This window comes from Citrobacter sp. CF971 (assembly GCF_006385635.1).
Lineage (GTDB): Bacteria > Pseudomonadota > Gammaproteobacteria > Enterobacterales > Enterobacteriaceae > Citrobacter > Citrobacter freundii.
This window is the reverse complement of the sequence record NZ_CP041051.1, coordinates 650583-671622: the sequence shown is the minus strand read 5'-3', so window position 1 is coordinate 671622 and position 21040 is coordinate 650583. Positions and strand designations below refer to the sequence as shown.

General features: G+C 52.7%; 15 protein-coding genes and 1 pseudogene. 10 read left to right on the top strand and 6 right to left on the bottom strand.

Annotated elements, in window-relative coordinates; genetic code table 11:
- Positions 1-53 precede the first annotated feature (53 nt).
- Both mgtA and mgtL read right to left on the bottom strand, forming a co-directional pair.
- Positions 54-2762: a magnesium-translocating P-type ATPase gene (gene mgtA / locus E6P06_RS06705; RefSeq protein ID WP_048216915.1), complete on the bottom strand. Its 2709-nt coding sequence runs from the start codon at positions 2760-2762 to the stop codon at positions 54-56.
- A 144-nt stretch (positions 2763-2906) separates the two neighbouring features.
- Entirely contained in the window at positions 2907-2960 is a 54-nt protein-coding gene (mgtL, locus tag E6P06_RS28205; protein ID WP_191229402.1) for a mgtA regulatory leader peptide MgtL, read from the bottom strand.
- Between the two features lie 191 nt (positions 2961-3151).
- Here mgtL and treR point away from each other — a divergent pair, with 191 nt between their 5' ends.
- The 4 genes from treR to E6P06_RS06680 all read left to right on the top strand — a co-directional run bounded on the left by treR (position 3152) and on the right by E6P06_RS06680 (position 8281).
- Positions 3152-4099, top strand: a complete 948-nt coding sequence (treR, locus tag E6P06_RS06695; RefSeq protein WP_003025788.1) for a trehalose operon repressor TreR — start codon at positions 3152-3154, stop codon at positions 4097-4099.
- 156 nt (positions 4100-4255) lie between these two features.
- Entirely contained in the window at positions 4256-5674 is a 1419-nt protein-coding gene (gene treB / locus E6P06_RS06690; RefSeq protein ID WP_049002378.1) for a PTS trehalose transporter subunit IIBC, read from the top strand.
- Positions 5675-5723: 49 nt separating this feature from the next.
- Positions 5724-7376 carry an alpha,alpha-phosphotrehalase gene (gene treC / locus E6P06_RS06685; RefSeq protein ID WP_048216916.1) on the top strand — a complete coding sequence of 551 codons (1653 nt, stop codon included), beginning with the start codon at positions 5724-5726 and terminating at the stop codon, positions 7374-7376.
- A 161-nt stretch (positions 7377-7537) separates the two neighbouring features.
- Positions 7538-8281 (top strand): oligogalacturonate-specific porin KdgM family protein, encoded by a 744-nt coding sequence (locus tag E6P06_RS06680; RefSeq protein WP_003839593.1) that lies wholly within the window; start codon positions 7538-7540, stop codon positions 8279-8281.
- A gap of 4 nt (positions 8282-8285) precedes the next feature.
- Here E6P06_RS06680 and E6P06_RS06675 read toward each other — a convergent pair whose 3' ends face one another.
- Positions 8286-8945: a MurR/RpiR family transcriptional regulator gene (locus tag E6P06_RS06675; protein ID WP_003844915.1), complete on the bottom strand. Its 660-nt coding sequence runs from the start codon at positions 8943-8945 to the stop codon at positions 8286-8288.
- 180 nt (positions 8946-9125) lie between these two features.
- On the opposite strand from E6P06_RS06675, the gene E6P06_RS06670 reads away from it, so the two are divergent.
- From E6P06_RS06670 to nrdG, 6 genes are all read left to right on the top strand, one after another.
- Positions 9126-10535, top strand: coding sequence for a PTS fructose transporter subunit IIC (locus E6P06_RS06670; protein WP_139935056.1), 1410 nt, complete (start codon positions 9126-9128; stop codon positions 10533-10535).
- A gap of 1 nt (position 10536) precedes the next feature.
- Positions 10537-13146, top strand: a complete 2610-nt coding sequence (locus E6P06_RS06665) for a glycoside hydrolase family 38 C-terminal domain-containing protein (RefSeq protein ID WP_071687243.1) — start codon at positions 10537-10539, stop codon at positions 13144-13146.
- A complete protein-coding gene (locus E6P06_RS06660) occupies positions 13143-14852 on the top strand; it encodes a sugar phosphorylase (protein WP_048234080.1) in 1710 nt (569 codons plus the stop codon). The genes E6P06_RS06665 and E6P06_RS06660 overlap by 4 nt, the downstream gene beginning before the upstream one ends.
- A gap of 3 nt (positions 14853-14855) precedes the next feature.
- The gene (locus tag E6P06_RS06655) at positions 14856-15440 is read left to right on the top strand and encodes a fructose PTS transporter subunit IIA (protein ID WP_139935055.1); all 585 of its coding nucleotides are present in this window, start codon (positions 14856-14858) and stop codon (positions 15438-15440) included.
- A gap of 377 nt (positions 15441-15817) precedes the next feature.
- On the top strand, positions 15818-17956 hold the full coding sequence (gene nrdD, locus E6P06_RS06650; RefSeq protein ID WP_003844922.1) for an anaerobic ribonucleoside-triphosphate reductase: 2139 nt from the start codon (positions 15818-15820) through the stop codon (positions 17954-17956).
- Positions 17957-18062: 106 nt separating this feature from the next.
- A complete protein-coding gene (gene nrdG / locus E6P06_RS06645) occupies positions 18063-18527 on the top strand; it encodes an anaerobic ribonucleoside-triphosphate reductase-activating protein (RefSeq protein ID WP_032937736.1) in 465 nt (154 codons plus the stop codon).
- A gap of 3 nt (positions 18528-18530) precedes the next feature.
- On the opposite strand, the pseudogene E6P06_RS06640 reads toward nrdG, so the two are convergent.
- The 3 genes and pseudogenes from E6P06_RS06640 to E6P06_RS06630 all read right to left on the bottom strand — a co-directional run bounded on the left by E6P06_RS06640 (position 18531) and on the right by E6P06_RS06630 (position 21038).
- Positions 18531-18815 (bottom strand): annotated as a pseudogene (locus tag E6P06_RS06640) (type II toxin-antitoxin system RelE/ParE family toxin).
- A complete protein-coding gene (locus E6P06_RS06635) occupies positions 18805-19047 on the bottom strand; it encodes a type II toxin-antitoxin system RelB/DinJ family antitoxin (RefSeq protein WP_003839576.1) in 243 nt (80 codons plus the stop codon). The pseudogene E6P06_RS06640 and the gene E6P06_RS06635 overlap by 11 nt, the downstream one beginning before the upstream one ends.
- A gap of 77 nt (positions 19048-19124) precedes the next feature.
- Positions 19125-21038 (bottom strand): BglG family transcription antiterminator, encoded by a 1914-nt coding sequence (locus E6P06_RS06630; RefSeq protein WP_003839574.1) that lies wholly within the window; start codon positions 21036-21038, stop codon positions 19125-19127.
- Between the last annotated feature and the right edge of the window lie 2 nt (positions 21039-21040).

Genomic DNA, 21040 nt, shown 5'->3' with positions numbered 1-21040 from the left:
AAAGTGAAATGCAGGATGGTATTAACACCATCCTGCAGAAGAGAAGTTGAGGATTACTGCCAGCCGTAGCGGCGGCTATAAAAACCTTTCACAAGCTGGGTTAATGTCATGTAACCCGCCAGAATTGCAATCAGCCACGGGAAGTAGCTCAGCGGCAGCGCCTGCAATTGCAGATAGCTGGCCAGCGGCGAGAACGGTAATGCAATGCCCACCACCATTACCACCAGCGTCATCAGCATCAGCGGCCATGCGGCGCGGCTTTGGATGAACGGCACGCGACGGGTACGGATCATATGCACAATCAGCGTTTGCGACAGCAGGCCCACCACAAACCAGCCAGACTGGAACAATGTCTGATGTTCAGGTGTATTGGCATGGAAGACGAACCACATCAGGCAGAAAGTCAGAATGTCAAAGATCGAGCTGATCGGTCCAAAGAAGATCATAAAGCGGCCCAACTCGGCGGGATTCCAGCGCTGCGGCTTTTTGATCTGCTCTTCATCAACGTTATCAAACGGAATCGCCACCTGGGATACATCATACAGCAGGTTCTGAATCAGTAAGTGCAACGGCAACATCGGCAGGAACGGTAAGAAGGCGCTCGCCACCAGCACGCTAAACACATTACCGAAGTTAGAACTGGCCGTCATTTTGATGTACTTCAGCATGTTAGAGAAGGTACGGCGTCCTTCGATTACCCCTTCTTCCAGCACCATCAGGCTCTTTTCCAGCAGGATGATATCAGCCGCTTCACGGGCAATATCAACCGCACCATCAACGGAGATACCAATGTCCGCCGCGCGCAGCGCCGGAGCGTCGTTAATGCCATCCCCCATAAAGCCGACCACATGACCTTCGCGCTTGAGCAGTGTGACAATACGCTCTTTGTGCATTGGTGTCAGGCGGGCAAACAGCGTGGTGCGCTGGGCAAGCGTTGCCAGTTCGTCATCGCTTAACCCCTCAATGCTGCTGCCGATCACCACATCGCCCGCATCCAGCCCCACTTCATGACACACTTTCGCCGCCACCAGCTCGCTATCGCCCGTCAGAATTTTCACCGTAATACCGCTGGCTTTCAGCGCCTTAAGCGCCGGTGCGGTGGTCTCTTTCGGCGGATCGAGGAACGCGATATAGCCTTCGAGGATCAGATCGGATTCGTCAATACGCTGGTAATCACCTTCACGCGCTGGCAGGTATTTCGTCGCCACCGCCACCACGCGCAGCCCCTGGCGGTTCAGCGTGTCCGTGACGCGTTTCACCCGACGCAGCATGTTGTCATCTAACGGGACTATCTCGCCGTTGTGACGCACCTGGGTACACACGCTGAGGATCTCCTGCAGCGCGCCTTTACAGACCAACTGGTGCACATCGGTTTCTTCTGCCACCACCACCGACATGCGGCGACGTTCGAAATCAAACGGGATCTCATCGATTTTTTGCCAGCGGGTAGAGAGCCGACGGGCGGATTCTTCGTCCACGCCTTCCAGCACTGCCGTATCCAGCAGATTCTTCAGCCCGGTCTGGTAGTGGCTGTTCAGCCACGCAGAATGCAGGACGTGTTCGCTGGGCTTTCCAGATATATCAGTATGATTCTCCAGCACTATTTTATCTTGTGTCAGAGTGCCGGTTTTATCGGTGCACAGAATATCCATCGCGCCAAAGTTCTGGATAGCGTCGAGGTGTTTAACGATAACCTTTTGTTTTGACAGCTTCACCGCCCCACGCGCCAGCGTCGAGGTGACGATCATCGGCAGCATTTCTGGAGTCAGTCCCACCGCCACAGACAGCGCAAACAGCGCCGCTTCCCACCAGTCACCTTTGGTGTAGCCATTGATGATAAGCACGATGGGCGCCATCACCAGCATAAAGCGGATCAGCAGCATGCTGACGCGGCTGATCCCTTTCTGGAAGGCATTCTGCTCGCTTTCCTGCTCGCTGACGCGGCCCGCCAGTTGCCCGAACCAGGTATTGGCCCCGGTCGCAATCACGATGGCCTGCGCCGTGCCGCTCACCACATTGGTGCCCATAAAGCACAGGGTATCGCATTCCAGCGGGTTGCTTTGCTGCGGGTCGCGGCTGGTTGCAACTTTCTCTACCGGCAGCGATTCACCGGTCAGCGAAGCCTGAGCCACAAACAGGTCACGAGCCTGTACCACGCGCAGATCGGCCGGGATCATATCCCCTGCCGCCAGTTTGATAATATCGCCAGGAACCAACTGATCGATCGGCAGTTCAACCCAACCGTTCTCCCCTTTCTCGTTGATAACGCGCAGCACCGTGGCGGTGTTGCTGACCATCGCTTTCAACGCATCCGCCGCTTTGGTGGAACGTGCCTCCTGCACAAAATTCAGCAGCGTCGAGATGGCGACCATCAGCGCGATGACGCCGGCAGCGAACAGATCCTCAGTGGCATAGGAAATCGCACCAAGGATGGTCAGCAGAATATTAAACGGGTTGCGGTAGCAGACCCACAGATGCACCCACCAGGGCGACGGCTTCTGCGCCGGCAACTGGTTTTCGCCATGGATTTCGCGAGCGTTCTCGACTTCTGCGGCGTTCAACCCTTCTGGGTGCGCGCCGAACGTTTTCCACAGCGCTGCTTCGTCCATCAGCGCCATTTTCAGGCAATGTTCGCTCAGCGAGGGTGGGATCGGCGTGCTGGCAACGGTCTGCGCATTGGGTAGCGGATCGCGATGCACCAGACGATGCGGTAGATGGCGGTTTAGCCGGGCAAATAGCTGGCGAGTAATATTTTTGAACATAGGCAGTCCCCCTGCGCCAGTCTTAACAGGCGCAGTAAATCCTTCAGGCGTGGCAAATCCTTGCCTGATGGCAATCTAAAAATCGTAACAGGGACGTCAGAACGTCACTGTCTTACGCATCCGGTAAGACAGAGAAAGACAGGCTTACCGGAAAGGGTTGTTTCTCCGTCTCGGGAGAGGGGTGGGATCGGGATCCATATAGCCTCCGGTAAGTGAAAGATTTGCGCTGCGGATTATACGCAGAAAACCATAAGGTTTGTGGCAATTATGGCGGTATGATACAGCACGGAAACTAAACCAAATGTATACCAGACTTTGCCCATTGCACTGCGCTTGAGTAAAGTTATTCTCTATTTGGCATAACTTCACACGCAACATGGGAAAACAGGATGCAAAATCGGCTGACCATTAAAGACATCGCCCGCTTAAGCGGTGTGGGAAAATCAACCGTTTCCCGTGTGCTCAACAATGAAAGCGGCGTGAGTGAACGCACCCGCGAGCGCGTTGAAGCGGTGATGAATCAGCACGGTTTTTCCCCTTCCCGCTCCGCACGCGCCATGCGTGGGCAAAGCGACAAGGTAGTGGCGATTATCGTCACGCGTCTGGACTCGCTTTCGGAAAATCTCGCCGTGCAGACCATGCTGCCCGCCTTTTATGAACAGGGTTACGATCCGATCATGATGGAAAGCCAGTTCTCACCCGAACTGGTTGAAGAACATCTCGGCATGCTCCGACGCCGTAATATTGACGGCGTGGTGCTGTTTGGTTTTACCGGCATTACTGAATCCATGCTCACCACCTGGCAGGATTCGCTGGTGCTGCTGGCACGCGATGCCAAAGGCTTTGCCTCGGTCTGCTATGACGATGAGGGTGCCATTCGCACCCTGATGCAGCGTTTATATGAACGCGAGCATCGCCATATTAGCTTTCTTGGCGTTCCTCATAGCGACGTGACCACCGGTAAGCGCCGCCATGAAGCTTATCTGGCATTCTGTAAGAAACACAAACTGCATCCGGTTGCCGCGCTGCCGGGTCTGGCCATGAAGCAGGGCTATGAGCAGGCCGCCAGTGTCATCACCCCGGAAACCACCGCACTAGTCTGCGCGACGGACACCCTCGCCCTTGGGGTCAGCAAATACCTGCAGGAGCAGCGAATTGAGAACCTGCAGTTGGCGAGCGTGGGCAGCACGCCGCTGATGAAATTCCTCCATCCGGAAATTATCACCGTCGACCCAGGATACGCCGAAGCCGGGCGACAAGCGGCCTCGCAGCTGATCGAGCAGATCAACGGCCGCAGTGAACCACGACAAATCGTTATTCCTTCCACCCTCTCCTGACCGCTTTCTGAGCGTTAATTTGTGATCTTCGCTGCGTTTCGGGAACGTTCCCATTTTTAAATATTCATCGACGATATACTCTGGCGCCAACAACGCGAGAGTTGCCGGATGGCGACCTAACGCGTCTTATCCGGCCTACGGGGAACACACGTCATCATGAGCAAAATAAAACAAGCAGACATCGACCGGCTGATTGAGCTGGTAGGCGGGCGCGACAATATCGCCACGGTAAGTCACTGCATTACTCGCCTGCGTTTTGTGCTGAATCAGCCTGCGAACGCCAGGCCGAAAGATATCGAACAGTTGCCGATGGTCAAAGGCTGCTTCACCAACGCCGGGCAATTTCAGGTGGTGATTGGCACCGAGGTAGGTGATTACTACAAAGCACTGCTGGCAACTACCGGACAAGCCAGCGCCGACAAAGAGCAGGCGAAAAAAGCGGCGCGGCAGAATATGAAATGGCATGAACAGCTGATTTCTCATTTTGCGGAGATCTTCTTCCCGCTGCTGCCCGCGCTGATTAGCGGCGGCTTGATCTTAGGTTTTCGTAACGTGATCGGCGATCTGCCGATGAGCAATGGCCAGACGCTGGCGCAGATGCATCCTTCGCTGAAAACCCTTTACGACTTCCTGTGGCTGATTGGCGAGGCGATCTTCTTCTATTTGCCGGTCGGAATCTGCTGGTCGGCGGTGAAGAAAATGGGCGGTACGCCGATCCTCGGTATTGTGCTGGGCGTAACCCTGGTTTCACCGCAGTTAATGAACGCTTATTTGCTCGGTCAGCAGGTACCGGAAGTGTGGAACTTCGGCCTGTTCAGCATTGAGAAAGTGGGCTACCAGGCGCAGGTCATTCCGGCATTGTTGGCCGGGCTGGCGCTCGGGTTTATTGAAACACGCATGAAGCGCATCGTGCCGGATTACCTGTATCTGGTGATCGTCCCGGTGTGTTCGCTGATCCTTGCGGTATTCCTTGCGCACGCCTTTATCGGTCCGTTTGGCCGCATGATCGGCGACGGTGTCGCGTTTGCGGTCCGCCATCTGCTGACCGGCAGTTTTGCTCCGATTGGCGCGGCTCTGTTCGGCTTCCTGTACGCCCCACTGGTGATCACCGGTGTGCATCAGACCACGCTGGCTATCGACATGCAGATGATTCAGAGCATGGGCGGCACGCCGGTATGGCCACTGATCGCACTGTCGAATATCGCTCAGGCTTCTGCGGTGGTCGGGATCATTATCTCCAGTCGCAAGCACAACGAACGTGAAATCTCCGTTCCTGCCGCGATCTCTGCTTATCTTGGAGTAACTGAACCAGCAATGTACGGGATCAACCTGAAATACCGCTTCCCGATGCTGTGCGCGATGATCGGCTCCGGTCTCGCCGGACTGCTGTGCGGCCTGAACGGTGTGCTGGCAAACGGGATTGGCGTCGGCGGTTTGCCGGGCATCCTCTCCATCCAGCCGACTTATTGGCAGGTATTTGGCATGGCGATGGTCATTGCGATTGTTATCCCAATGATACTGACCTCATTTGTTTACCAGCGTAAATACCGTCTGGGCACATTACAAATTATCTAACTTTTCTTCGGGGCGCAGTTGCGCCCCAGCGTATTTCCAGGAAACAACCATGAATATTCCCCACTGGTGGCAAAACGGCGTTATCTATCAGGTTTACCCCAAGAGTTTTCAGGACACTACCGGCAGCGGCACCGGCGATTTACGCGGCGTGACGCAGCGTCTCGACTATCTGCAAAAACTGGGCGTTGATGCCATCTGGCTGACGCCGTTCTATATTTCGCCGCAGGTTGATAACGGCTACGACGTCGCGGATTACCTGTCTGTCGATCCGGCCTACGGTACGCTGGAAGATTTTGACGAACTGGTGGCGCAGGCGAAAGCGCGCGGCATCCGTATTATTCTCGATATGGTGTTTAACCACACCTCAACCCAGCACGCCTGGTTTCGTGAAGCGCTGGATAAAGACAGCCCGTATCGTCAGTTTTATCTCTGGCGCGACGGCACGCCAGACAGCCCGCCGAATAACTGGCGTTCCAAATTTGGCGGTAACGCCTGGGGCTGGCACGCCGAAAGCGAGCAGTACTATCTGCACCTCTTTGCTCCGGAGCAGGCCGATCTGAACTGGGAAAATCCGGCGGTACGCGCCGAGCTAAAAAAAGTCTGTGAGTTCTGGGCCGATCGCGGCGTGGACGGATTGCGCCTCGACGTGGTGAATCTTATCTCTAAAGATCAGGACTTCCCGAACGATCCCGACGGCGATGGGCGGCGTTTTTATACCGATGGCCCGCGCGCGCATGCGTTTTTACGCGAGATGAACCGCGACGTCTTCACGCCACGCGGCCTGATGACGGTGGGCGAGATGTCTTCCACCACACTGGAAAACTGCCAGCAGTACGCCGCACTCAATGGCTGCGAACTGTCGATGACCTTTAACTTTCACCACCTGAAAGTGGATTACCCCAACGGTGAGAAGTGGACGTTAGCCAAACCCGATTATGTCGCGCTGAAAACCCTGTTCCGTCACTGGCAGCAGGGCATGCACAATCAGGCCTGGAACGCGCTGTTCTGGTGTAACCACGATCAGCCGCGCATCGTGTCGCGTTTTGGCGATGAAGGTAAATACCGCATTCCGTCGGCCAAAATGCTGGCGATGGTGCTGCACGGCATGCAGGGCACGCCCTATATCTACCAGGGTGAAGAGATCGGCATGACCAATCCGCACTTCAGCCAGATTACCGATTATCGCGATGTGGAAAGCCATAACATGTTTGCCGAACTGAACGGTCAGGGGCGGGATGCCGACGAACTGCTGGCGATCCTCGCCAGTAAATCCCGCGATAACAGCCGCACGCCGATGCAGTGGGATGCCAGCCAACACGCGGGCTTTACCGAGGGCGAGCCATGGATCAATCTGTGTGACAACGCGGCGGAGATCAACGTGGTTGCAGCACTGAACGATACCGACTCGGTGTTCTACACCTATCAGAAACTGATCGCATTGCGCAAAGTGGAGCCAGTTATTACCTGGGGCGACTATCAGGATCTGTTACCGGACAGCCCACATCTGTGGTGTTACCAACGCGAGTGGCAAGGGCAGCGACTGCTGGTCATTGCTAATCTGAGCGATACCTTCCAGAACTGGCAGCCAGTCCAGGCCGATGGAAACTGGCAGGTGCTGATGCACAACTATGCCGAGGTCGCCAGCCAACCTGGGGACATGACACTACGTCCTTTTGAGGCCGTCTGGTGGTTGCAGAAGTAACGCCGCAAAGATACGGATAAGCATCTTTATCCGTATCTTTTATTATTCAATTCAGGAGTGACGTATAGCGATACCTGAAATGTACCATGATAAAATTTACAAGCGCTGGAGAATAAAACAAAAATACCCCTGCCTCTTATTATATAACCCGGCAGGATATTATGAAAAATCTTATTAGAACATGTTCTCTTTCAGCATTACTGATTAGCAGCCAGGGATGGTGTGGAAATACTGCTGTTGATTTACGCTTTGGTCATAACACCAACTCTGACGTTAATGACTCACGTATTAAAGTCATGCACCAGGCCGATAATGGATTTTATTTTTCCGTTGAGGCTGCACAAAATCACAATGACACATTTTTTGGCGATACCGATCGTAACGACCCCGATGATAAAGGTGTCACTGAAGCCGCTCAAGAAATAGAAACACGCTGGCGTTTTGATTTAGGCGATGGTTATGCAATTGCGCCGGGGATGGTTACTGTATTTACCACCAGCAACACGCATTACCGTCCCTTTATTCAGGGATGGAAGTCTTTTGATAATGGACTTAATCTCTCCGCGCGTTATCGCTATAACACCGTAAATGACTCACACAGTGACAGAGAATTAGACGGCAGCGGTTACACTCGCCGTCAATCTCACCAGTTCGATATCTGGTTTGCCTATAATATCGGCAAGTTTGGCATGTCTTATAATCCCCGCTTCCGCTGGCAGGATGGTGTCGACCAGGGAACGGGTGATGATACGTATTGGGAGCATACCGTGGCGTTCAATTATAAACTGGACGATGGCTGGACCCCGTATGTTGAGCTAGTGTCTCTTGATAAAACCTACATCAATGACCACGGAAATCATGAAAATGATTACGCCGTGCGTCTGGGTATCGTTAAGCAACTCTGATGTTTTACGCCGCATCGTGTTGCAACAAATAGCAACCGATGCGGTCAACAACGGTCAACAACTCCAGTTGACCTTCCCGTTGGTACAAGGAAATCGCATCGATATCAATGTCCAGGGGCCAACACAGCGTAGCCAGCGCCGCTAACGACGATTCTCTCCTGGTAATCGCAATTATTTTTAGCCCTTTTCGCAAAGCATTTCTTGCCATCTCAACTAAAGAAGCGGTTTCTCCCGATTTACTGATCAGCACCAGCGTTCCTCGCGAGACCCGGGTAAGCTGATGAATATCATTGAGAATTAAATGGGGTAAACTCGCCAGTGAAAGAAAGCGAGAAAGGTAATTCAAACTGGTCAGCGATGCACCACGTGAATATAAAAATATATGACTTGAATTACTCAGCAGGTTACATAATTGTATAATTACTTCTGTTTTTTCGTTGCCAACACTATATTTTACCGGTTCGGCAACACGTCTGTCTCGTGAAAATTTATAACGCAGTTCGGTATAACTCTGATACCCCATTTTCTTACACACCCGATTCACCGACGTCGTCGTCGTGAAGGTCTCGGTCGCAATCACTTTAGCGGAAATATCAGAAATTTCATGTGCATGGCACTGTATATATTCGAATATTAATCTTTCACTACCTTGAAAAGAATTCATAAAACAGCACTCTTTAACTAAAGATAGAATAATCATACTCGTATCTTATACCTGACACTGCAATGCGAATCACACTATCAGGATACAGGTATGCCCATACGCAATTAGTATCACCAAACGTTTAATGGTTCTTTTATTTCTCTTTATAATTTCCGCAGTCCTATTTTTAGAGATTTTACAATGACAAAACTAAAAATTGTTGCAGTAACGGCGTGCCCTACAGGTATCGCCCATACATTTATGGCGGCCAACAAAATTGTCACCTGGGCGAAAGAAAATGGCTTTGACGTTAAGGTAGAAACACAAGGAAGCGATGGGGTCAAAAATAAGCTTTCCCGGCAAGATATCGCCAGCGCTGACGCTGTCATACTGGCAACGGACGTTCCTATACAGGATGCTGAACGATTCGCAAACACGCTACATCTTAAAATTCGTACCCAAGAACTGATTAAGAATACCGAGCGCTATATTCGCCAGGCGCTAGCCTTGAGCAAAGGATCCACCCAAATAACTGACGAACCCGAAGAGCATCGTTCCGCATGGCAGATATTTATTGGCCATATTATGGCAGCAATCAGCTATATGCTGCCAGTTGTCGTTCTCGGTGGATTACTTATGGCGGTGGCGAAAATAACCGGGCAATTTATTCCCATCGCCGGAACGCCGTTCGAGGTGCTGGATAAACTGGGCTTTATGGTCATCAAGTTTATGTACCCGGTATTTGCCATGTACCTCGCCTTTTCAATTGCCGGGAAACCCGCACTGATACCTGGTCTTATCGGCGGAATTATGTCTGACGAAGTCTACAAGCGCTTTTTTAATCTCGAAGGTTTTATGCCCTCGGGATTCTTTGGCGCAATCGCCATCGGCTTTTTTGTCGGTCATCTGGTGCAATGGCTCAACGATACAATAAAAGTACGTCAGCAAATCACCACCATAAAAACCATGCTGATCGTGCCGCTGTGTACCGGTATTACACTGGTTATTGTGATGCAGTATCTGATTAACCCCATTTTTGGCGCGCTGAATCAGGCGATGGTGGCCTTTTTTACTTCCGCCGGAGAATCCGGGCGCAGCTTTTACTCGCTGATGATCGCAGCAGGTACCGCTTTCGACCTCGGCGGGCCAATTAACAAAGCTGCGGGGTCGGTGGCGCTGGGACTTAACGGCGTGAGCGATACCTTCGATTTAACAGCCAGAGAACTGGCTATCGTCATCCCTTCAATCGGCGTCGGCATTGCCGCATTGCTCAATAACCGCTTCGGTCTTCCTGATGTGTTCAATAATGAAGAAAAAACTATCGGTAGTACCTCACTACTGCTGGGATTCATTGGCATTTCCGAAGGCGCGATCCCCTTTATTCTGAAAAACCCGCGTCTGATCCCCGTCTTTATGGTCGGCGCAATGCCTGGCGCATTCATCGCCACAACGTTAGGTGTCAAACAATCCTTACCGCTACCTGCCGTTTGGGGATGGCCGCTCGCCACCAACGTCACCGGCTATCTGGTAAGCGTTTTCGCAGGCTCTCTGGTGTGCGCGTTGGGCGTACTTTTCTTCAGCCCGAAACTGGCAACAAATTCAGGAAAGTAAAATGAGTCATATCCATGTCATCGCCCACACGCACTGGGATCAAGAGTGGTATTTCACGTTGCAGGACAGCAATATCCTGGCATCGCGAAACTTTGCCGATGTTATTGATACATTAGAACGTTACGCCGATTACACCTGTTACCATTTCGACGGACAAACCGCCGTGGTTGAGGATTTTCTGGCCGTCAATCCGCAATACGCTGACCGCCTGAAGCTGCTGGTCAAAAACAAGCGGCTTTACATCGGCCCGTGGTACACCCAGACGGATACGTTCAACGTTCACGGCGAATCGATTATCCGCAACCTGAAGTACGGCATACTTTCCGCGCGTAAACTGGGCCACGCCATGATGGTGGGATATCTGCCCGATACCTTTGGTCATAACAGCCAGCTCCCGACGCTGCTTCGCGGATGCAACCTGGACAACATCGTGTTCTGGCGCGGCATTGATCATGACACGCAGGTTGCACAGAGCCAGTTTATCTGGCGTGCGCCGTCAGGTTCGCAAGTCATTGCCTGCGCAATGCTGTTTGGCTACGGGGCAGCCAAAAATATTCAACCGGACGATGCCCACCTGCAGGAAAAAATCTTTCCAATGGTGAATCTCATCCGCCAACGCGCCGGTCTGCATGACTTACTCCTGCCCTGCGGCGGCGATCAGGTCAATATTGATCCTCTGTTACCCGAGATTCTGCAGACGGTCAGCGAACGCTCCCCTACAGGCGATCGGTTCCAGATATCATCGCTGGAAGCGTTTGTTGATACGCTTCGTCAGCAAGCCGATGGATTTACCTGCTGGCAAGGCGAACTGAAATCCCCGCGCTATACCAGGATCCACAAAACCATCGGCTCCGTTCGTTACGACATTAAAAAGAAAAATTACGATATCGAACAATTTTTGTTGGGCAAGCTGGAACCGACTATTGCGCTGGCCCGCCATCATGATATTCACGTCAACCTCCAGTGGGTTGATCAAATCTGGAAAAACCTGTTACGCAACCATGCCCATGACTCCATAGGCGGGTGTAACAGTGATGCCACCAACCGGGATATTCTGCATCGCCTGGAACAAACGGAACAGCTCAGCCATAGCCTGTGGAATCTGGTGATTAAAGAGCTGGCCATTGCCAGCAGCCAGGAGAACGACCTCTTTGTGGTGAACCCTGGCGCGACGCCCTGGTCCGGGGTTGTCAACGCCACGCTATATACCAGCACACCATCCCTTGAACTCTGCGCTGGCGAGCAGACTCTCTCATTTAGCATTATTGAACAAACAGAGCTTTCCGGTGGACGCGTGATTCAGGTTACGCCGCAGGGAGAAAAAGAGGTTGAGCTTCCGCCTTATTATCGCTCGCAGGTCGCTATCGACACGCAGGAACTGCCCGCACTGGGTTATATCAATATTGCCGTTCGCGAGGGCACGCACACGGTTTCTACGCTGCGCCCTTATGCCGAAAACCATATTGAAAATGACCATTATCGACTCAGCCTTGATGACGGAACACTGACGCTACGGGATAAACGTACCGGCAGAACTCTCTCCGACCTGCTGACCTTCGAAGATTGTGCGGATGCAGGTGACAGTTATGATTTTTCACCGCTGCAAGGTGATATCCCCCAAAAGTTCAATCACTTCACACTTCTCGCCTGCGAAAAGAGCCAGCACGTCGAGCGCTTAACGCTGGGCATCACGCTCAACCTGCCCTATTCATTAAGCCAACGCGCAACACAAGAATGCCCGGTACAGGTTGTTTGCGAACTCCGTCAGGGCGAAGCCCATCTTTTTATTGATGCCCGTTTAGAAAACAACGTTTGCGACCACCGCCTGCGCCTGCTGATCAACAGCGATATTCATACTCAGGAATCAATAGCCTCTCAGCCTTTCGGCATTATTCACCGCCCCATTGCCGACGCCCCTGCGAACTGGCAGCAAAACTATCGTGAGAAACCTGTCGATATCGAAACCAGCGAGGGAATTATCGCCATTGCGGAAAACGACAACGCTCTGGTCATAAACAGCCTGGGCATGAAAGAGTATCAGATCCTGCAAAACACAACATCGCAGGTGGCGCTGACGCTCTTCAAATCGACAGGCGTTCTGGGACGCGACGATCTGGCCTGGCGCCCCGGACGCGCTTCCGGCATCAATAATACCGTCGTTTACACGCCCGAGGCCCAGCTCCACAAGCCCCTGATCTTTAACCTGACCCTGACACTTAGCGAGCGTGCCGACCATCTGACATTACGCCGCCTTGAGGAAAGAGCTTTACGTCAGCCTTTCAGCTGGCAGAACCAGAAATTGAATACGCTGGACAACCGTCTGGAGCGCTTCACGCTCAATTTCACACCGCGTTCACTGCCAGAAACTTTCAGTCTGCTGACGTTGCCTGAGCCGCTCATGCTCTCGGCGCTGCCACACGCCCAGACGATAAATGGAACAATATTACGTATTTTCAATGCCGGTGAGCATCCTGTTGAACTCCCACCATTGCTGCAAGAAATGCCGCAGATTAACTATCTGGAAGAACCCGTTAAGCACTGCCGCGAAATTGCGCCTTTCGCCACATGCGATTTCCTTTTCTCACTGCCGGAGCGTGACGCAAAAGTATGAATATCTCCCCACATAAAGCATTTATCCGCGACACGCTGGCACAGCTCTATCCGCAAGCGGATCATCAGGCAATCGCAGCGAAGATTGAACAGCTTATCCAACGCTGGAAACCCAAAACGCAAACGACGATTCCGTTAGATCAAAGCCGTATCTGGATGATCGCCTATGGTGATAGCATCTGCGCGCAAGGGGAAAATCCCCTATCGATTCTCCACCAGTTTGCAAAACTGTGGTTGAAGGGGACGATCAGTGACATTCACCTGCTGCCGATGTTCCCCTGGACCTCCGATGACGGTTTTAGCGTGGTGGATTACCGACAGGTTGATCCACATCTTGGGCAGTGGTCAGATATTGCCGCGCTGGCGGGCGATTTCAATTTAATGTTCGATTTTGTGATTAACCATATTTCACAGCAAAGCCGTTGGTTCCAGGGCTATTTGCATGGTGAGCCTCGCTACCAGAACTACTTTATCAACGCCGATCCGGATGAAAATTACAGCCGGATCACACGTCCGCGTACATCTCCTTTATTAACGCCATTCACGCTTAAAACAGGGGAAACGGCGCATATATGGACCACATTCAGCGCCGATCAAATTGATCTTAACTTCCGTGAACCCGAGGTTTTACTGGAAAGTATTGATATTCTTTTGGAATATGCTTCACGCGGTGCCCAGGCAATTCGACTCGATGCCGTCGGTTTCTTGTGGAAAGAGAAAAACAGCCGCTGCATTCATCTGCCGCAAACCCATCAGGTAATCAAACTCTGGCGGGCGATCCTGGAAGAGATCTGGCCTGACTGCCTGCTGATTACCGAAACCAATGTGCCACATCAGGAAAACATCAGCTATCTGGGGGCCGGGGATGAGGCTCATATGGTGTATCAATTCCCGCTACCACCGCTGACACTGCATGCCTGCCTGCGCGGCAACGCACGCTGGCTACGCCAGTGGGCGCAAAGCCTGGAGCAAGAAACCTTTCCTGCCAACACCACATTTTTCAATTTCCTCGCTAGCCATGACGGCATTGGCCTGCGACCTGTCGAAAACATCCTCTCGACGGAAGAAAAAGCGTTCCTGGTCAGTGAAGTAGAACGTAAGCAAGGACGAATTTCCTGGCGCACCAATCCAGACGGCAGCCAGTCGCCGTACGAGATGAACATTAACTTTCTGAGCGCGTTAAGCGAACCGGGAGAAGCTCCCGACACGCAGGTTGCCAGATTTGCCGCCGCTCACGCCATCCTCTTTATGTTGCAGGGCGTTCCTGCAATTTACTACCACAGCCTTCTCGGTAGCGAAAATGATATCGCAGGGTTGAACGCGTCAGGGATCAATCGCCGTATTAACCGTGAAAAACTGGATTTCGCCACCACGCATCAGGCATTAGTCACGCCAGAATCCCGACAAGCGAAGATCTATGCCGCACTAACGACATTACTGCGCATTCGCCAACAACATCCCGCGTTCTCACCGGCAGCCGCTCAGCAAGTCCTTACACTGCCGGATGCGCTATTTGGCGTCAAACGCCACCACCAGACAGAGGAAGAAACTGTCTACGGTATTGTGAATGTCACTGGCGCATCACAAACACTTCTCTTACCCGTGACGGGGACAGATCTCCTGACAGGAACCCCCTTTAATGGCGTTTGCGAACTGGCGGGCTGGCAAACGATCTGGATCCACGTCAAGGCACAACCGGAGGCATAAAACATGGAATTGTCCACACTGACTCGTCAGGCGTTAATTTTTATCGATCCTCCGCAATCGTCTCCCGATGCGATCATCCGGTATATGTCTTCAGCATTGTCTGAATGCGGACTCATTACCAATAAAGACGCTTTTATTGACAGCGTTCTGCGCCGTGAAAATGAAGGACCGACCGCGCTGGGAGAAGAGCTGGCCGTCCCTCACGGAAAATGTGATTCCGTCGTGCAGGCGTCGTTCTGCGTCGCCCTTTTTCCCGAGCCAATACTGTGGCCGGGTCTTGAAGGACCTGAACCAGTACGGTTAGTGTTCCTGCTGGCGATCCCGCCAAATGAAGCGGGTACAACGCATATGCAACTGCTCACCCAGCTCACCTCGTCGCTGGTTGAGGATGAGATGCGAAACGCCATGCTTAACGCTACGTCTGCCGAAGAAGTACTGGCGCTGCTCTCGACTGGAACGACACCAGCTCAGGAAGTGCCAGAAAACCGCGTGAAGAGCAGTTACCTTGTACCACTCATTCTGGGTCTCGTCGCCTCGGCAGCCTTCATTAATGCAGGTATCCACTGGATGCAGTCGCTGTCGTCATAGTGTGTTCCGGGCAGCAGATGCCTGCCCGGCTTTACCTTCCTGTTTTTGTTGAATAATTAATCAGAATTTTCTGCCCATAATTTACAATCGCTGTACTGCCCGTCATCTGTACGCTCCGATTTTTACTTTGCGCTACATCAAATAAACCGTAAACATCCTTGATGCAAATCACTACATATAGAACTTAAAATGCACGCCGACCCAATATGTTGTATTAATCGACTACAATTGCTACAACTACAGTGCACCGCTTTACGGTGAAATTGTGGATAAAGTGGGTCAGGATTGCGGGAAGTCATTGGCAATAGAGATGAATAAAGCCATGGCCGCTTCCCCAACCTCTGTGGATAACCTGTTCTTATAAATATGGAGTGATCATGACACCGCATGTGATGAAACGAGATGGCTGTAAAGTGCCGTTTAAATCAGAGCGCATCAAAGAAGCCATTCTGCGTGCAGCTAAAGCAGCGGGAGTCGATGACGCAGATTACTGTGCCACCGTCGCAGAAGTCGTTAGTAGCCAGATGAATGAGCGCAGCCAGGTCGATATCAACGAGATCCAGACAGCGGTAGAAAACCAGCTGATGTCTGGTCCGTACAAACAACTCGCCCGTGCGTACATCGAATATCGCCACGACCGTGATATACAGCGTGAAAAGCGTGGCCGTCTGAACCAGGAAATTCGTGGTCTGGTTGAGCAAACCAACTCTGCTCTGCTGAACGAAAACGCCAACAAAGACAGCAAAGTGATCCCGACCCAGCGTGACCTGCTGGCCGGTATCGTCGCCAAACACTATGCGCGTCAGCACCTGCTGCCGCGTGATGTCGTCCAGGCGCACGAGCGTGGTGATATTCACTATCACGATCTCGACTACTCTCCGTTCTTCCCAATGTTTAACTGCATGCTGATCGACCTGAAAGGCATGCTGACGCAGGGCTTTAAGATGGGTAACGCGGAGATTGAGCCGCCAAAATCCATCTCCACCGCGACGGCCGTCACCGCGCAAATTATCGCGCAGGTTGCCAGCCATATTTATGGCGGTACCACCATTAACCGTATTGACGAAGTTCTCGCACCATTCGTGACCGAGAGCTTTAACAAGCATCGCAAAACCGCTGAAGAGTGGCAGATCCCGGATGCCGACGGTTATGCGCATTCCCGTACCGAGAAAGAGTGCTACGACGCATTCCAGTCCCTCGAGTATGAAGTGAATACCCTGCATACCGCTAACGGCCAGACGCCGTTCGTCACCTTCGGTTTTGGCCTGGGAACCAGTTGGGAATCGCGTTTGATCCAGCAGTCCATTCTGCGTAACCGCATTGCGGGTCTCGGTAAAAATCGTAAAACCGCCGTGTTCCCGAAACTGGTGTTCGCCATTCGCGACGGCCTGAACCACAAGTTTGGCGATCCGAACTACGACATCAAACAGCTGGCGCTGGAATGTGCAAGCAAGCGCATGTATCCGGACATCCTGAACTACGATCAGGTAGTGAAAGTGACCGGTTCGTTCAAAACGCCGATGGGCTGTCGCAGCTTCCTCGGCGTGTGGGAAAACGAGAACGGCGAACAGATTCACGACGGGCGTAACAACCTCGGCGTTATCAGCCTCAACCTGCCGCGTATCGCGCTGGAAGCCCACGGCGATGAAGCCACCTTCTGGAAACTGCTCGACGATCGACTGGTGCTGGCACGTAAAGCGCTGATGACCCGCATTGCGCGTCTGGAAGGCGTGAAAGCTCGCGTGGCGCCAATCCTGTATATGGAAGGTGCCTGCGGCGTGCGTCTGAAAGCGGACGATGACGTGTCAGAAATCTTTAAAAATGGCCGCGCGTCTATCTCGCTGGGTTACATCGGCATTCACGAAACCATTAACGCACTGTTTGGTGACAAACATCTGTACGACAGCGAGCAGCTTCGCGCCAAAGCTATCGCCATTGTCGAACGCCTGCGTCAGGCAGTCGATCAGTGGAAAGACGAGACCGGCTACGGCTTCAGCCTGTACAGCACGCCGAGCGAAAACCTGTGCGATCGTTTCTGCCGTCTGGATACCGCCGAGTTTGGTGTGGTGCCAGGCGTGACCGATAAAGGTTACTACACCAACAGCTTCCACCTCGACGTGGAGAAAAAGGTTAACCCGTACGACAAGATCGATTTCGAAGCGCCATACCCGCCGCTGGCGAGTGGAGGCTTCATTTGCTACGGCGAATACCCGAATATTCAACACAACCTGAAAGCACTGGAAGACGTCTGGGATTACAGCTATCAGCACGTGCCGTATTACGGGACCAACACGCCAATTGATGAATGCTACGAGTGCGGCTTTACCGGTGAGTTCGAGTGCACCAGCAAAGGCTTTACCTGCCCGAAATGTGGTAACCACGACGCCGCGCGCGTGTCGGTCACCCGCCGCGTCTGCGGTTATTTAGGCAGCCCGGACGCCCGTCCGTTTAACGCCGGTAAGCAGGAAGAAGTGAAGCGCCGCGTTAAGCATTTGGGTAACGGGCAGATAGGTTAATCCGCTGTTACGTTAATGCCCGGTGGCGCTGCGCTTACCGGGCCTACGGACCGCACTCTTATTGTAGGCCGGGTAAGCGCAGCGCCACCCGGCATGGTTACAAGCTATGAACTTTCACCAATACTATCCCGTCGACATCGTTAACGGCCCCGGCACCCGCTGCACGCTGTTTGTGTCCGGGTGCGTGCATGAATGTCCCGGTTGCTATAACAAAAGCACCTGGCGGCTCAATTCCGGCAAGCCATTTACCAAAGAGATGGAAGACAAGATCATTGCCGATCTGAACGATACGCGAATCAAGCGTCAGGGGATCTCGCTCTCCGGTGGCGATCCGCTACATCCGCAAAACGTGCCGGAAATCCTGCAACTAGTGCAGCGCGTTCGCGCTGAGTGCCCCGGCAAAGATATCTGGGTGTGGACCGGCTACAAGCTCGATGAACTCAACGCCGCGCAAATGCAGGTGGTCGATCTCATCAACGTACTGGTCGATGGCAAATACGTGCAGGATCTTAAAGACCCGGCGCTAATCTGGCGCGGCAGCAGCAACCAGGTTGTACATCATTTGCGTTGATCGCTAAAGCCGTTTGTTTGCATCGAGATAAACGGCCGAATGTTCTCGCTTGCCGACCGCGACAACAAACACGGTCACAACCTCATCCCGAACCTGGTACACCAGACGATAGCCGGACGATTTAAGCTTAATTTAATAGCAGTCTGGAAGACCGTTTAAACGGGCAGAGTCAATTCTGGGGTTCAACAACACGTCGGCCAACTTCTTCTTAAACTGAGACTTCACCGTATCACCCAGTTTATGCCACTCTTTTAAGGCTCTCGGGTCGAATTCCAGTTCATAAGTCATCCAGACTAACCTTGATTCCTTTTTGCGGGCTGGCCAGCCTCTCCCGGACTGTCTGAATCAGTGTATCTTCGCTGTCGCTAACGGTGACGGTTTTCACTGGCATGCGCCCCGTTTCCGCGACGTACTGAAACAGTAATCGCACAGCTTCCGTTGGAGTAATGTTCAGTTTTTCCAGCACGGCATAAGCCTCATTTTTGAGTTTGTCATCCAGACGGACGTTCAGCGTGGCCATTATGCCTCCAGTAGAATCGAATGTGTAATGCAGTTTAGCATTACATACGCATTACATCGAATTCTGGATAACGCCTCTCAAAAACGACTGACACACTCCATGGCGACCGTTTTGAACTCGGTGAAATTCCGGCATGCGCAGAGCCGCGTCATGGCGCGCTCGCGCAGGAAGGTGACGAAAATATCGTAAATGGCCATCGCTTCTTCGTACTCGCTTTTACTGATGGCGAGCAGGAAGATCACGTGCGCGGTTTCATCACCCCAGGCAATGCCCTGCGGGGCGAGGATAGTGTAAACCACCGTTTTCTTGGCCAGCAGACCGAGGGCGTGCGGCAAGGCAATGCTGTCACCCAGCATGGTGCTGACGATAGCTTCACGCTCAACCACCGAATCAAGAAACTCCGCGTCGACAAAACCTTCATCCTGCAACTGACGGCATAAGGTTTTGAACAACGTTTGTTGATCCATTGGCTCGTCAATTACACGAAAATGGGCGGCATCGAAGAATTTGTTCAACATCCACGGGCGGGTTCTGTCCACCAGCACCAGTTTGCCAATTTGTTCCAGTTGATAATCGGTCGGGAACGGCGCAATCATCGCTACAGGCTTATCTTTTTCACCGATCCGCGCGGTAGAGATGACAAAATCTTCGCTGATGCTTTCCCGCTGTTCGTAGTCACGCAGCGTGACGGTATCGACGATCTCTATCTGCGGATACTTACGCGCCAGCACCGCTTCAATCATCCGCGCCATCGCATTTCCGGCATCACATACCAGCAGAACCTTCGGCTGTCTCTGGTAACCGATGTTGTAACTACGCTCCAGCCCGACGCCAATATGCAGCACGAGGAAGCCGATCTCATTTTCACTGATGGTGTACGGCGTATATTTTCCCCATCCCGAGACGGCGGCCAGCGTCATGTCCCACGCCATGGGGTAGTGCTGTTTAATATTTTCCAGCAGCGGATTGGGGATCATTATCTGGTAACGCACGCGGGTGATCATCGTCTTAATATGCGTCAGCAGGTCAGCATGTAACTGTTTGTCATTCAACAGGTTGTAGTTGTACTGGGTGTTGATAAAACGCAGGATGTAATTGACCAACGCTTCGTCATCATCCGCATTGATAGCACTGGGCGCAATCTCTTGTACCTGGCGAGCAGCAATATGCACCTGTAGCCAGTTTTCTTCGGAAACGGAAAGCGGTTTGTCTGCCAGGCGGTGCAATACCGCCGCGATTTCCCGCGTGGCCAGGCACACCGATTGATCGGCCTCTTCTGCGGCAAAATCCGGGAGTGGATACCCTTCGCTAATCCGCCGTACCGCCACCGCGCAGTACAAGCGTAAAAACAGCTCGCCCTCATCGGTCAGACGAATATGAAAACGAGCGAAAATATCCTGTAAAACGGGCTGTAGCTGCTCAGGGATCCCGGCATTAAGCGCCTCCTGCATCACTAATGGGTGCTGCGGATCCTGCTGTGCCAGCGTCCACAGCAAATCGGTCAAACAGGCGCGAATCGCCATTTCGCTGCCGAACAGCTTCATGCCGTGACGGGGACGCGTTTCCAGCGTCAGATGATAACGTTGCAGATGCTCGCGCACCTCAGCCATATCGTTTTGCAGCGTCGCGCGGCTGATAAACCATTCATCAGCCAAATCTTCCAGCTTTAGCGAGAAAGCCGACGTCAGAAAACGCACCACCAGCCAGTGTATCCGTTCCTGGCTGGTTCGAGGGATGCGAAGCAACGCGTTGGGCTGCTGCGTTTGCAGGGTGTTATAACTTGCCGGGTCGTCAATTTTGAGCTGATAACCGTTACCCCGGCTGAGGACAAACTGTGCGCCGTACTGGGTGAGCAGCGCGTTTAGCGCGGTGATATCCGCCCGTACGGTGCGTGTGGAAACCGACAACCGCTGCGCCAGCTCGTCCTGTGGAAGCGCTTCGTTTTGCAACATGTCAAACAGCTGTGCTAAACGTTGGTTGGGAAATCGCACGT